This window comes from Paenibacillus sp. FSL R5-0749, from assembly GCF_038595085.1.
Taxonomy (GTDB): Bacteria; Bacillota; Bacilli; order Paenibacillales; family Paenibacillaceae; genus Paenibacillus.
In genome coordinates, this window is sequence record NZ_CP152005.1 from 2,864,375 (window position 1) to 2,877,902 (window position 13,528).

Genomic DNA, 13,528 nt, shown 5'->3' on the forward strand with positions numbered 1-13,528 from the left:
TGGCGGAAAGGATAATGGCTACATGAACACGATTCTGGTGGTGGACGACGATTCCCATATCCGCAAATTAATCCGAATCTATCTTGAAAAGAATCAATTTTCCGTGCTGGAAGCAGCAGACGGTCAAGAGGCGTTAGATCTTCTCTCTCATACGAAAGTTGATCTGGCGATTGTGGATGTAATGATGCCTCGAATCGACGGCATTGAATTGACAGAAGATATCCGATCCTATCTGGATATTCCGATCCTGATGGTCACCGCCAAGGGAGAATCCAAGGACAAGGTCAGAGGATTTAATGCCGGGTCAGACGATTACCTGGTTAAACCTTTTGATCCTGTGGAGTTAATCCTGCGTGTAAAATCGTTATTGAAACGATATAACAAAAGTTCATCGAATATCATTCAGATCAGCGGTGTAACGATTGATTTGGGCAATCTGATGGTCGTTGCGGACGGACAAACGATTGAATTGAAAAAGAAGGAATGTGAATTGTTATTTTCTCTGGCGAGTTCGCCAGGGAAAATATTCACACGTACACAGCTTATCGATGATCTATGGGGTATCGATTATGAAGGCGATGAGCGTACAGTCGACGTGCACATCAAGCGGTTAAGGGAACGGCTTGAACCTGTACCTGAACTGGTAATCTCAACGATAAGAGGACTTGGATATCGACTGGAGCGGGCATGAAGATGCTGAGGAAGAGCCTGCGACTTCGAATTGTAGCTACCTTTATCGGGATTGTTCTGGTGAGTTTGATTCTCTCCTTTATGATCAATAACGGGTCCCGCGAAAAAGCGCCGAATCGTTTTATGGTTACCTTTGCTGAAGACATCGCTACAATGATTAACCTGATCGATGATCCGGAAAAAGTGAAATCAAGCTTCGATATCTTTGCCCGCTATGGCTTAAATATCACGCCCGTGAATGAACAAAGTGACGTGTTGTCTTCCTTGCCAGAGGATAAAGTTCATTCGTTATTTGAGGCGGGGACAACCGATGCCATGTTTATATCCAGTAAAGATGGCATTGCGACCATAGGTGTTCCCGGAACAAACGAGGGGATCGGCACATTTCTGATACAAAGCGATTTCTCTTCTCTTTTTCACACACTGCGCAACACGCTCTTAACCTCACTATTAACAGTACTGGTCATTGGTAGCCTGTTAATCCTGTTCATGTCCGGGTACATTGTGAAACCGATTAAGAGGTTAACGGTTGCGGCGAAGGAGATGTCATCAGGTGACCTGTCTGTTCGCTTGAAACATAATAATCAGGATGAGTTCGGGGAACTGATGGAGAGCTTTAATCATATGGCCAGTGAGTTGCAAAAAATCGATTCGGTTCGTGATGACTTTGTCAGCAACGTCTCTCATGAAATGCAGTCTCCGCTCACTTCGATCAGGGGATTTACCAGAGCACTACAGGATGGTGTTATTCCTTTGGAAGAGCAGAAAGAGCATCTGGATATTATCTATGAGGAAACGCTGCGCTTATCGAGGCTCAGTGATAATCTGCTTCGGCTAGCCTCGCTGGATTCGGAGCATCATCCGGTTCATTTCACCACGTTCCAGGTCGATGAACAATTAAGAAGGGCGATCTTATTGGCGGAGCCGCAGTGGTCGCAGAAGGATATACAGATCGAATTGGACTTGTTGCCCTGCGAGATCACCGTGGACAAAGATTTGTTTGATCAAGTCTGGCAGAATTTAATAAACAATGCGATCAAATACACCGGTCCTGAGGGTACCATTCATGTCGAGATTGAGACGTCATCTTCATTCGTGAAGGTATTGATTAGAGATTCTGGACAAGGAATACCTGCGGAAGCCCTCCCGTATATCTTTGATCGATTTTATATGGTAGACAAAGCGCGAAGCAGCTCACTTCGAGGCAATGGGTTAGGGTTGTCCATTGTGATTAAAATTTTGAAATTGCATCAATGTACCATTGATGTAGAGAGCGAAGTTGGAAAAGGTACGCAGTTTATAGTCACGATTCCCAGATCGGTTATCACATCTTAGGCAACCCAGAATTGAAAGCAGCAATATGAATACAATCGGCTCCTGTACGTTCAGGATTCAGATTGCTTCATATTGCTTTTTTTGATATTAGGATACTCAACAAAATTTCATATATAGTTTTGTTTAGCAGTGAATCATTTGATAAAATAGAAGAGACGTTATGTGAATCTATGAACTTAATCAATTTATCATACACAGAATGGAGCCATTCAATGAACTATCGCAATATGGAAGATTGTATTAACGATCTGGAGCAGCACGGTCATTTGATTCGGGTCAAAGAAGAGGTTGATCCTCATCTGGAAATGGCAGCCATCCATATGAAAGTGCACGAGGCTAAAGGCCCGGCATTGTTATTCGAAAATGTAAAAGGCTCGAAGTTCCAGGCTGTATCGAATCTGTTCGGCACAGTGGAACGAAGCAAATTCATGTTCCGCGGTACGCTCGAAGGCGTACAACGGGTCATGGCTGTTCGTGACGATCCGATGAAGGCGCTTAAGACGCCGTTTCAGCATGTCCGCACTGGTCTTGCCGCATGGCAGGCGCTGCCGAAACAGAAGTCTATTAGCCTACCCGTGTCGGCACAAGAGATTCAAATCTCGGATCTGCCCCTAATCAAACACTGGCCCATGGACGGCGGGGCATTTGTGACACTGCCGCAAGTGTATTCCGAAGATCCAGATAAACCCGGCATCATGAATTCGAACTTGGGAATGTACCGGGTTCAACTGAATGGCAATGATTTTGAATTAAACCAAGAAATTGGATTACACTATCAGATTCATCGCGGAATTGGGATACATCAAGCCAAAGCGGTCAAAAAAGGAGAACCACTGAAAGTCAGCATTTTCATTGGGGGTCCACCAGCACATACACTTTCAGCCGTTATGCCTCTGCCAGAAGGACTTAGTGAGATGACATTTGCCGGTTTGCTCGCCGGACGTCGCTTCCGGTACAGTTACAAGGACGGGTATTGCATCAGCAATGATGCTGATTTTGTCATCACGGGTGATATCTACCCAGGCGAGACGAAGCCGGAAGGACCGTTTGGGGATCACCTGGGTTATTACAGTCTGACACATGAATTCCCGTTAATGCGTGTGCACAAAGTCTATGCCAAACCTAATGCCATCTGGCCTTTTACGGTTGTGGGTCGTCCGCCTCAAGAGGATACGGCATTTGGTGATTTGATACATGAGATTACAGGGGATGCCATTAAACAGGAGATTCCGGGCGTCAAAGAAGTACATGCAGTCGATGCGGCAGGGGTCCATCCATTACTGTTCGCCATCGGCAGTGAACGGTATACGCCGTATCAGGCGGTGAAACAGCCAACAGAGCTGCTTACGATTGCCAACCGTATTTTGGGTACAGGTCAGCTCAGTCTGGCGAAGTACCTGTTTATAACTGCTGAGGATCAGCAGCCTCTGGATACCCATAAGGAAGTTGAATTCCTGACCTATATTTTGGAGCGTATCGACCTGCAACGGGATATTCATTTCCACACGCATACAACGATTGATACGCTGGATTACTCCGGTACAGGACTGAACAGCGGAAGCAAGGTTGTGTTTGCCGCATATGGGGACAAGGTTCGGGATCTGTGTACGGAAGTTCCGGAGTCTTTGAAAAACATACGCGGATATGAAAATCCACAGCTCATCATGCCGGGCATCGTCGCAATCCAGACATCAGCCTTCACAAGTTATGCGGATACAGCGCAGGAGATGCAAGCATTCACTTCTCTATTGAAAGAACAGGGAGGTCTGGACTCTTGCCCGATGATTATCCTCTGTGATGACAGTTCGTTCCTGAGTGCTAATCTCAGTAACTTCTTGTGGGCCACGTTTACCCGGAGTAACCCTTCACATGATATGTATGGAGTTAATAGCGGATATGACCACAAGCATTGGGGTTGTGATCAGGTGATTATTGATGCGCGGACCAAACCTCACCAGGCGCCGCCATTGATTCCCGATGCTTCGGTTGAGAAGAGCATTGAACGTTTATTTGTTAAAGGGGCAAGTCTGGGTTCAATCAAAATCTAATATGAGTTGTCTTAAAGAAGTTCAAACGGAGCGTTTGAACTTCTTTGGCTTGCTCTGATCCAGCGATAAGACACAAAGGTGTGTAAAAGTTTAAAACCGGGACTAATTTGGATATTGGAGTGAGGATAAAGTCTTACATGTTCGTATTTACCTTTGTGATTAAGGTCGTTTGAACTATGTATGAAATGAAGAATTATAACGATATAAAGAAGTATAGGTATTTTTGTGGCCCCGTTCCATTGGGTGCTGTTACTATAATGAATTGTTCAGGGGGAATACCGATTTGAGAATCCATATTATGAACCTGCAAGACGGAGACCGTCTGACTGCGGATACATTCAGCGATGCAGGATTACACGTTCTCGGGAAGGGGACCGTAATCAGAAGTGAGGATATTTCCTTGCTTATGCAGCACCGTGTAGATTATGTAGATATTGAATCACGCGAAGAGGAAATCACTGAGGCAGAATTTTTTGCTGCAGCCGCCAAGCATGCTTCCGGGTTAAGTACAAGTACGAAGGAAGAGCCGCCAGAAGAAGAGATGAAGTCCCAATTTATTCAGACTGTACATAATTATCAAAATGCTTTTCTTGAAGCCCTGACTGTTGGCAAGTTCAACGCTACCATGGTGGATGATGCACTGCAACCGATGGTTGAAGGACTGGATGAGCAGAAAGATGTCGTTCATCTCCTGATGATGCTGGAGCGGGATGATGTCAATAACTATACACATTCAATTCAAGTCGGATTGTTGTCCTTCTACCTCGCGAACTGGCTTGGATATTCTCAAAAAGAGAGTTATCAGATTAGTCGCGGTGGTTATCTGCATGACATTGGAAAGTGCAAAGTCTCCCACCGGATTCGGAACAAAACAGAACCGTTGACAGCGGACGAGCAGCTTGAAATGCAGCGTCACACGATATATGGACATGAAATCATCAAAAATTCCATGACGGATGAAGCGACAGCACTGGTTGCTCTGCAACATCACGAGCGGGAAGATGGGTCGGGTTATCCAATGCAACTTGAGAAAAGTGAAATTCACCCCTATACCCAGATCGTATCTGTAGCTGATATCTATATCGGCATGAGATCCGGGAGTCACGGGGGAAGCAATCCAAACCTCATCAACAACCTAAGAGATATTTATGGAATGGGATTTGGTAAATTGAATGAAAAGCCGGTTCAGGCATTGATGCAACATTTACTTCCTAATTTTATCGGAAAACAAGTCCTGCTCAGCAATGGAGAAAAAGGTGTTATTGTCATGAACAATACGTCTGATATTTTCAAACCGCTTATCAAAGTGGAGTCGGAAGAATATCGCGATCTTTCCAAAGAGCGTACGCTTGCCATTGATGAATTGCTTATTTAATATCGGCAGCCTTTGCCATTCTGCCAATGCATGAAAGACGGGCCTCCTGTACTAAGACAGGGGGCCCTTTTTTTGTTATATCCCCCTTTGCTGTGTTGTTCGATCAACGAAGCAAGGTTATACTTTGCAAAGACCTTATTTTTCCTGCCAAGGAGCGATCGTCATGATTGAAGTGACAACAGAGATTACGATACTTGCCTCGATTGAACGGTGCTTTGACTATGCCCGGGATATTGACCTACATACACAGACTGTCTGGAAACATACGAGAGAACGAGCGGTCGCTGGAGTAACCACAGGAAAAATTGGAGCCGGGGATACCGTTACCTTTCAGGCTACCCACCTGGGTGTCAGACAGAAGTTGAAGTCCCGAATTGTGCAGTTTGAACAACCGTTTTTATTTGTGGATCAGATGGAGAAGGGGGCTTTCAAGAGCATGCGACATGAACATCATTTCAGCGCAATTGCAGAACAGATGACATGCATGAGAGACACGCTGCGGTTTGAAGCACCACTTGGATTGCTAGGGTGGGCAACGGAGCGACTTGTGCTGAAGAGATATATGCTGGCATTTCTGGAGAGTCGTAACCGTAAACTCAAAGTGATCCTTGAGCAGTATCCGGAATTGAAGGAATAAAGGAGAGAAGACGTTTGATGGATAATGAATATTATGTAGGTTGGGGCACCCTTGCCTTGATTAATGCCGGACTTGCACAGGGAAAAACAGAAGTGGTCGGAACTGGTTTCTGATTTCCCTGTTGTTGGGTCCTTTGGCAACCCTCTTTATTGTGGTGTGGAATAAACTGGACTAATTCAACGATCGAGATTCCGATGCATATGACGATCAATCATCCAGAACAGAAGTGCTGCTGCACTAACACCCGCACCTAACCAGCAAACCGCTGTCCAACCCGCCCATGCATACACCTGGGTAGAAACGATGGAGCCGGTTGCACTGCCGATGGAGTAAAAGATCATATACGCTGCCGTCAGGCGGCTCTGTGCTTCGGGACGAACTTCGTAGATCAGGCTCTGGTTGGTAACATGTACGGCTTGCACGGCGAGATCGAGCAGGATAACGCCGAGGATCAGGAACCACAACGAGTGATGGACATAGCCGATGGGCAGCCAGGACAAGAGCAGAATGACAAGAGAGATACCGGTTGTTTTTTGCCCAAGGCCCCGATCGGCGAGTTTACCTGCACGGGCAGCGGCCATTGCTCCGGCCGCTCCTGCGAGACCGAATGCACCTATAAGCGTATGAGACAGGGACAGTGGGGGGCTACTTAGTGGCAGAACCATGGAAGTCCACAAGATGCTGAAGGCTGTAAAAATCAGCATCGCCAGTACACCTCGTACTCGTAATACACCCAACTCACGATACAGTTGCAAGACAGAGCTGAGTAATTGGACATAGCTTTGTTTTACTTGTGGGGACTGTTGCCTTGGGAGAACAAGATATAAGGCGACAATTCCGAGTAAAGTAAAGCTGGCAGAGAAGAGATACACCGATCTCCACCCGAGCCAATCGTTAAGCGTACCTGCAACCGTTCGTGCAAGTAATATGCCAATGACGATTCCACTGGTGACCTGCCCGACAATGCGACCACGTTCGGTAGGGGCTGCCAAGTGTGCAGCAAAGGCAACCAATGTCTGTGTAATGACCGCGAGTAGACCTACGACGGCCATACCCGTGAATAAAAGTGAGCTGGACTTTGCGGTTCCTACCAGAACCAGTGCAAGTACGGATAAGAGCATTTGGATAATTATCAACTTGCGGCGGTTTAAGAGATCCCCGAGCGGAACGAGAAGGAACAGCCCCAGGGCATAACATATTTGAGTCACTGTGATGACGATCCCTATGGATGATGGAGAGAGGTTGAACTCTTGAGCAATGGAGTCCAGCAAAGGCTGAGCATAATAAATATTGGCGACCGCAAGTCCGCTGCACACGGCAAAGAGAAGAGCAACTAACCTTGACATGGCAGGACGATCCTTATTGGATAATTGTGCATCTGGAGAAGAAGTTTGCATGAATGGTTGTCACCTTTCTATTTTGTACTGATTGGTATGATATGTTTCGGGATAACCTTACTTTATTAACGTGGATTCTGTCAATAGAGGATTAGCTAAGACTTTTTATTTGGTGAAAAATACTTTTAAGCTAGGTTTATCCAATGCTAAAATATATTATGTTTGACCTGTTCATTGTTTTGAGATTACAATATAAATATACTGAACGATACATAAAGAGGTGAAATGTATGGTTAGACAACGGGAATTTGATACGGACAAAGCACTCGATGCAGCAATGCATACGTTTTGGGACAAGGGGTTCGAAGCGTCATCTTTGAGTGATTTGACGACTGCAATGGGCATTCAACGTCCCAGTCTGTACGCGGCTTTTGGCGATAAAAAGGAATTGTTCGAAACCGCACTTCGCAGGTATACCACGCAGCATGCGGCTCAAGTCAGAGCCAGACTTCAACAGGGCTCCACGGTGCGAGAAGCCTTCCGTGGGCTGTTTGAACATATTGGAGCTGAAGGGAGTGTAACCGAGCCTAGTCATGGCTGTTTTTGCATTAATACGATGGTTGAGCTGGCTCCACATGACCCCAAATTCGCTGTCCTCACACGGGAGCATCAGATGTATCTGGGTGTTCTTTTCAAGGAAACGATTGAAAAAGGCCAACAGAGCGGGGAATTGTCCGCTGACTTGAATGCGAGTGCGGTAGCACAGTCTTTGGTTGTATCCATGATTGGACTGACTGTACTGATGAAATCAGGACCGGACCGCTTGTTTGTAGAGCAGAGCATCCAGGTTACGCTGTCTTTGCTGCAGTAATAGGGATTTCTTCTGTTTAAAGTGATGCGGAGTTGCTACAATATGTTTAAGAAGTGAGCAGATATAGGAGGAGATCAGGGATGGATACGAAGTTGCGCTGTGCAATTTTGGATGATTATCAAAACGTTGCGCTGACGTCGGCAGACTGGGGTTCGTTGATGGATCGGGTGGAGATTCAGACATTCAACAACTATATGGGCTCGGAAGAAAAAGTCATTCAAGAATTGCAGGAATTCGATATTGTGGTCCTGATGCGGGAACGTACACCATTTCCGGAGAGGGTTATTTCGCAGCTCCCTAAGCTAAAACTTCTGATTACAAGTGGCATGCGTAATGCGTCCATAGACCTTAAGGCTGCGGAGCAAAAAGGGATCATTGTGTGTGGAACCGAGGGAAGCTCTAATCCACCAACGGAACTGACGTGGGCGCTAATACTGGGACTGTCCAGACAGCTGGTTACGGAGAATAATGCACTTCGCTCCAATCGAAACTGGCAGAGCACTGTAGGATTGGATCTGAATGGGAGAACACTTGGATTGCTCGGTTTGGGCAAGATAGGCACTCGCATGGCTGAGATCGCACAAGCATTTGGCATGAATGTGATGGCCTGGAGCGAGAATCTGACACGAGAGAAAGCCGAAAAACATGGTGTCATTTGGTCCGAGACCAAGGAGCAACTGCTTGCACAGAGCGATATCATATCCGTTCATCTGGTATTAAGTGATCGTACGCGCAATCTGATTGGACAAGCCGAATTTCAACAAATGAAATCGAGTGCGCTATTCATTAATACGTCGCGAGCGGGTATTGTTGATCAGGAAGCTATGGTAAATGCATTACAGCGTGGTTTGATTGCTGGCGCAGGTCTGGATGTATATGAGCAGGAACCGCTGCCGGTTAACCATATTATGCGAACATTGCCCAATGTCCTGGCTACACCGCATCTGGGTTATGTGACTCGTGGCAATTATGAGATCTATTATAGTCACACCGTAGAAAACATAGCGATGTTCCTGAACGGAACACCGATCAGGCAAATGCTTCCTTAGAAAAAAAACGGTGCTGAATAAAGACGTAGTTTTAGATATAAGGGATTACAGACAAATAAGGTGCTGCCAGGAAAGAGTTAGACCTGAGCAACACCTTTTTAGAGTATCTGTGTAGCAAAACAAATCTAACTGTGTCGTCCTCGCTGGGAAGAATGAATCATGGCGACGCTTGATTCACGAACGATTAAGCGCGGTTCGAATTGAATGTGTTCGTAATCGGTCGTGTTCATCTCCCGAATCCGCTTTAACAACAGTTCGGTAGCAAGTCTGGCAACCTCCTCACCCATAATGGACACAGAACTAATCTGCGGAGACGAGACCGTGGTCCACTGATTGTTATCTACACCCACTACAGCCACATCTTCAGGTACACGAACCCCCAACTCCTTGAACCGATTAACCAATCCGATGGCAACCATATCATTAATGGCATAGACTGCATCTGGCATATGCGTGAGTCCATAGAAATAATCTGCAGCATTGGCACCTGTATTCAATGAAAAGTCCTCACCAAAGTAGACGAGAGAAATGTCCACATGGCCTACAGCTTGCTCATAAGCACGGAAGCGCTCTTCAATAATGTCTTTGGGTGCACCGGCATATGCGATTCGCGTCCGCCCAATTTTGAACAGATGCTCCATGACCAGTTTGCCTTCGGGTTGAGACAGAGAGACGATATCTGCCCTCATTCCCGGTTCCAGTTTCTTGCCGTAGTTAATCATAGAGATGGGGAGCGGGGCTTTATCAATCAGTCCGGGTAACGTTTTGGGATAGGCTAGAGGCATGAAGATCAATCCATCTACATGCAATTTTTTCACATTACGTATTGTCTCCAACTCGGTACGGGCATTGCCTGCCGTATTGATCTGCACGACATGGTAACCATGCTGCTTCGCCGTTTGCTCAACAGACCATGAAATCTCCGGAATAATGGCGTTACGTATGTCGGGTACAACGAGCGCGATCTGGTGCGTTTGCCGGATTTTCAGACTCTGTGCGGAGGTGTTGGGTACAAAACCCAGTTCTTCAATGGCCTTCATCACCTTATCTCGTGTTTTACTGCTTATGCCTTCTGAATTGTTGATTGCCCGGGATACGGTAGCGATGCCCACGCCGGCACGCTCAGCCACGTCCTTGATCGTCAGTTTCTGTTCTTTCCTCAATGTACGTTTACCTCACTTTATCGGAAACGATTCCGAATATTTAGGGATATGTATGCACTTCGCGATAAGTATATAACTTAATTATAACATTTGAGCTATGAAGTATCCCGTGATTGGACCACATTTATGCCGAAGTATGATTATATTTCATTCCGTCTGCAGTATTATTTGCCAGGATATATCTTAATAACTTAGATTAGAGCGGTTACACAATACCGCTAAAATAACTTTAATAAAAGTGTAAGCGTTCTTAATTAAAACTCGATATGATCACGAAATAGACATATTAGTGTAGAAATATGTTTGACAGCGTATCTAAAATGTGACATATTTAATTTACGGAAACGTTTCCGATTATACTATAAATTATGATCTGGGAGATGAAATGAATGAAAGCATTACGTTGGCACGGAGTCAAAGATTTACGTCTCGAAAATATTAACGAACCTCATCCTGAAGAAGGTAAGGTCAAAATAAAAGTGGAATGGTGCGGCATCTGCGGCAGTGACTTGCACGAGTACACAGCGGGTCCGATTTTTATTCCGGCTCAAGCACCACATCCCCTAACAGGGGAACAAGCGCCTGTAGTCATGGGACATGAATTCTCAGGACAGGTGGTTGAGGTAGGGGAAGGAGTTACACGCTTCAAGGCGGGCGATCGTGTAGTTGTAGAACCGATCTACGCATGTGGACACTGCGAAGCTTGTAAACAAGGTAAATACAATCTGTGCGATAAAATGGGTTTCCTTGGACTCGCTGGAGGCGGAGGCGGATTCTCCGAATATGTAACTGCTGAAGAATACATGGTCCATGCCATACCGGATTCAATCTCGTATGAGCAAGGTGCACTGGTTGAACCTTCGGCTGTAGCACTTCACGCTGTGCGCCAAAGCAAGCTGAAAGTGGGCGATACGGCAGCCGTGTTTGGTGCTGGCCCGATTGGATTATTGGTCATTGAAGCACTTAAGGCCTCGGGAGCTTCTGATATTTATGTTGTGGAATTATCGGACGAACGGAAAGCCAAAGCGGAAGAACTGGGTGCGATTGTGATTGACCCAACACAGTTCAATGTCGTAGAAGAAATCCATCAGCGTACACAAGGTGGCGTTAACGTAGCTTATGAAGTAACCGGTGTACCACGTGTGCTGCAACAAGCCATCGATTCCACACGTATTGGTGGAGAGTTGATGATCGTAAGTATTTTTGAACAGGAAGCACCGATTCATCCGAACTCTATTGTTATGAAAGAGCGTACGGTCAACGGCATTATCGGTTATCGCGATGTGTTCCCGGCAGTCATCAGTCTGATGGATAAAGGTTTCTTCCCCGCAGACAAGCTGGTAACCAAACGAATCTCGTTGGATGAAGTGGTGGAACATGGATTTGAAGCACTACTAAAAGAGAAAAATCAGGTTAAGATTCTGGTTAAAGCAGAATAGAATCCACAGATAGTAAGAACGAGTAGACAACACATCAATAGATGTGGTTGTCTACTTTTTTTGTCCAGATCGGGCGAAATTTGTTGCATGTACAGATGGTTTTACATAGTATGAAAAGATACAAAATGTATCATCTTGGTATGAAGGGAATCATTCTGAAAATATGAAGGAGGAAGCGGACATGCAGAGACACAAGAAATGGACAGCCGTAATTTTGACCATCGTTGCGGGAATGAGCTGGATGCTCATGGGCAATTCCAAACCGAAAAATAACACGTCAACTAGTCAACCACCTGCTACTGAACGTCAGCTTGCCAAGGTGTCGAATGCACCGATCATTTCAGCGGATGTAACATCCAAGATAGAACTGCTGGGAAGGCCTTTTACCAAAACACCATATGCCAATAACGTCTGGGATATGCAACTGTACAACGGCAAAATATATTTGGGTCACGGGAACAGCAGTAATCTGGGTGTAGCGCCGAATTCAGGCCCTATTCCAGTCATTTATTATGATACAGCGAACGCGAAATTCAAGACCCAGTCGGTGACCAACAGCAACCCTGGCATTTTGCCATCGACGAAGATGTATGTGGATGAGGAACAGATTGACATTTACAGAGTGCTTAACGACAAGTTATATATTCCTGGTAATGATTCGGATAGTGAGAAGTGGGAACTCGGCAATTTCTATCGTTTGGATGGAGAGGTTTGGACTAAATATCGTAATCTTCCACTCGGAGTACACGTATACGATTTGGCTTCCTATCAGGGCAAGATGTTTGCCGCGCTAGGTACAGAGTCCAAACCAACGATATTAATCTCTCATAATGAAGGTGAAACTTGGCAGAAATATGCAACAATCAATACGTTTGGCTTCCGGGCTTATACCATGTTCCATCTTAATGGCAAATTATATGCATCTGGCATGATGTATCCGGCCAATAAAATATGGAATGACAAAACCAATATCCTGGAGATCAATGAAAAGCTTGAAAAACGGGACGTTGTCATCTATGGAAATAAAATGCTGCCAGGACTGACTTATCAAACGGGCACCATTCCCTATAATAAAATAGGCAAAAATATTAACTTTAATAATAAGTTGCTCTATATAGCGGGAGGGGTGTTCAATGATGGACAACTGCTGCCCAAATCCTTGAATGTTATGACAGATATTAACCAGGCCAAACGAGTTAATCTACCAGATGCCAAGGCGCTTCCTACGGATGTGCTGTTGCGTGATGGTAAGGTATATGTGCTTACGTATACGCGTCAAAGTGCCAATCTATATATCAATCGGGTCTACCAATCCACGGATCTGACAACATGGAATGAGATTTTACGGTTTAGTCAGGACACGTATGCCAAGTCATTTGAAGAGAACGAGGGCGACTTCTACTTTGGTCTGGGTACCGATCCCGATGTGTTATCGACTTCATCGGGGAAATTGCTTCGAGTGAATCGCAATGATATCCCCGTAAATGCTAATTAAATTGGAAGGAAGATTATGGATTATATACTATGCGACATCCACATTATTGGTGACCGGGAAAATCCGTTATGATGCATTAGAATGCAAGT

11 protein-coding genes are annotated in these 13,528 nt (G+C 45.4%); 9 read left to right on the forward strand and 2 right to left on the reverse strand.

Going from position 1 to position 13,528, the window contains the following annotated elements; genetic code table 11:
- Nucleotides 1-22: 22 nt before the first annotated feature.
- The 5 genes from MKY85_RS12915 to MKY85_RS12935 all read left to right on the forward strand — a co-directional run bounded on the left by MKY85_RS12915 (nucleotide 23) and on the right by MKY85_RS12935 (nucleotide 6,085).
- A complete protein-coding gene (locus MKY85_RS12915) occupies nucleotides 23-691 on the forward strand; it encodes a response regulator transcription factor (protein WP_339260783.1) in 669 nt (222 codons plus the stop codon).
- A 2-nt stretch (nucleotides 692-693) separates the two neighbouring features.
- A complete protein-coding gene (locus MKY85_RS12920) occupies nucleotides 694-2,025 on the forward strand; it encodes a HAMP domain-containing sensor histidine kinase (protein WP_342572770.1) in 1,332 nt (443 codons plus the stop codon).
- Nucleotides 2,026-2,237: 212 nt separating this feature from the next.
- Nucleotides 2,238-4,073: a UbiD family decarboxylase gene (locus MKY85_RS12925; RefSeq protein ID WP_342572771.1), complete on the forward strand. Its 1,836-nt coding sequence runs from the start codon at nucleotides 2,238-2,240 to the stop codon at nucleotides 4,071-4,073.
- A 283-nt stretch (nucleotides 4,074-4,356) separates the two neighbouring features.
- Nucleotides 4,357-5,448: an HD domain-containing phosphohydrolase gene (locus MKY85_RS12930; RefSeq protein WP_339260786.1), complete on the forward strand. Its 1,092-nt coding sequence runs from the start codon at nucleotides 4,357-4,359 to the stop codon at nucleotides 5,446-5,448.
- Between the two features lie 163 nt (nucleotides 5,449-5,611).
- Entirely contained in the window at nucleotides 5,612-6,085 is a 474-nt protein-coding gene (locus tag MKY85_RS12935) for an SRPBCC family protein (RefSeq protein WP_342572772.1), read from the forward strand.
- Nucleotides 6,086-6,261: 176 nt separating this feature from the next.
- Here MKY85_RS12935 and MKY85_RS12940 read toward each other — a convergent pair whose 3' ends face one another.
- Complete coding sequence (locus MKY85_RS12940; RefSeq protein ID WP_342572775.1) at nucleotides 6,262-7,482, reverse strand: MFS transporter; 1,221 nt, start codon at nucleotides 7,480-7,482, stop codon at nucleotides 6,262-6,264.
- Nucleotides 7,483-7,711: 229 nt separating this feature from the next.
- Between MKY85_RS12940 and MKY85_RS12945 the strand changes: the two genes are divergently transcribed.
- Both MKY85_RS12945 and MKY85_RS12950 read left to right on the forward strand, forming a co-directional pair.
- On the forward strand, nucleotides 7,712-8,293 hold the full coding sequence (locus MKY85_RS12945; protein WP_339242142.1) for a TetR/AcrR family transcriptional regulator: 582 nt from the start codon (nucleotides 7,712-7,714) through the stop codon (nucleotides 8,291-8,293).
- Nucleotides 8,294-8,373: 80 nt separating this feature from the next.
- Nucleotides 8,374-9,342 (forward strand): D-2-hydroxyacid dehydrogenase family protein, encoded by a 969-nt coding sequence (locus tag MKY85_RS12950; protein WP_342572776.1) that lies wholly within the window; start codon nucleotides 8,374-8,376, stop codon nucleotides 9,340-9,342.
- 125 nt (nucleotides 9,343-9,467) lie between these two features.
- Here the strand turns inward: MKY85_RS12950 and MKY85_RS12955 are convergent, their stop codons facing one another.
- Nucleotides 9,468-10,505 carry a LacI family DNA-binding transcriptional regulator gene (locus MKY85_RS12955; RefSeq protein ID WP_339242145.1) on the reverse strand — a complete coding sequence of 346 codons (1,038 nt, stop codon included), beginning with the start codon at nucleotides 10,503-10,505 and terminating at the stop codon, nucleotides 9,468-9,470.
- Nucleotides 10,506-10,894: 389 nt separating this feature from the next.
- On the opposite strand from MKY85_RS12955, the gene MKY85_RS12960 reads away from it, so the two are divergent.
- Entirely contained in the window at nucleotides 10,895-11,944 is a 1,050-nt protein-coding gene (locus MKY85_RS12960) for a 2,3-butanediol dehydrogenase (protein WP_339242147.1), read from the forward strand.
- A 181-nt stretch (nucleotides 11,945-12,125) separates the two neighbouring features.
- Complete coding sequence (locus MKY85_RS12965) at nucleotides 12,126-13,439, forward strand: hypothetical protein (protein WP_342572777.1); 1,314 nt, start codon at nucleotides 12,126-12,128, stop codon at nucleotides 13,437-13,439.
- Nucleotides 13,440-13,528: the final 89 nt, after the last annotated feature.

Coding starts and splice junctions, on each gene's coding strand:
- MKY85_RS12945 (WP_339242142.1), top strand. CDS start 7,712: ATGGTTAGACAACGGGAATTTGATACGGACAAAGCACTCGATGCAGCA.
- MKY85_RS12960 (WP_339242147.1), top strand. CDS start 10,895: ATGAAAGCATTACGTTGGCACGGAGTCAAAGATTTACGTCTCGAAAAT.
- MKY85_RS12925 (WP_342572771.1), top strand. CDS start 2,238: ATGAACTATCGCAATATGGAAGATTGTATTAACGATCTGGAGCAGCAC.
- MKY85_RS12940 (WP_342572775.1), bottom strand. CDS start 7,482: ATGCAAACTTCTTCTCCAGATGCACAATTATCCAATAAGGATCGTCCT.
- MKY85_RS12950 (WP_342572776.1), top strand. CDS start 8,374: ATGGATACGAAGTTGCGCTGTGCAATTTTGGATGATTATCAAAACGTT.
- MKY85_RS12935 (WP_342572772.1), top strand. CDS start 5,612: ATGATTGAAGTGACAACAGAGATTACGATACTTGCCTCGATTGAACGG.
- MKY85_RS12915 (WP_339260783.1), top strand. CDS start 23: ATGAACACGATTCTGGTGGTGGACGACGATTCCCATATCCGCAAATTA.
- MKY85_RS12920 (WP_342572770.1), top strand. CDS start 694: ATGCTGAGGAAGAGCCTGCGACTTCGAATTGTAGCTACCTTTATCGGG.
- MKY85_RS12965 (WP_342572777.1), top strand. CDS start 12,126: ATGCAGAGACACAAGAAATGGACAGCCGTAATTTTGACCATCGTTGCG.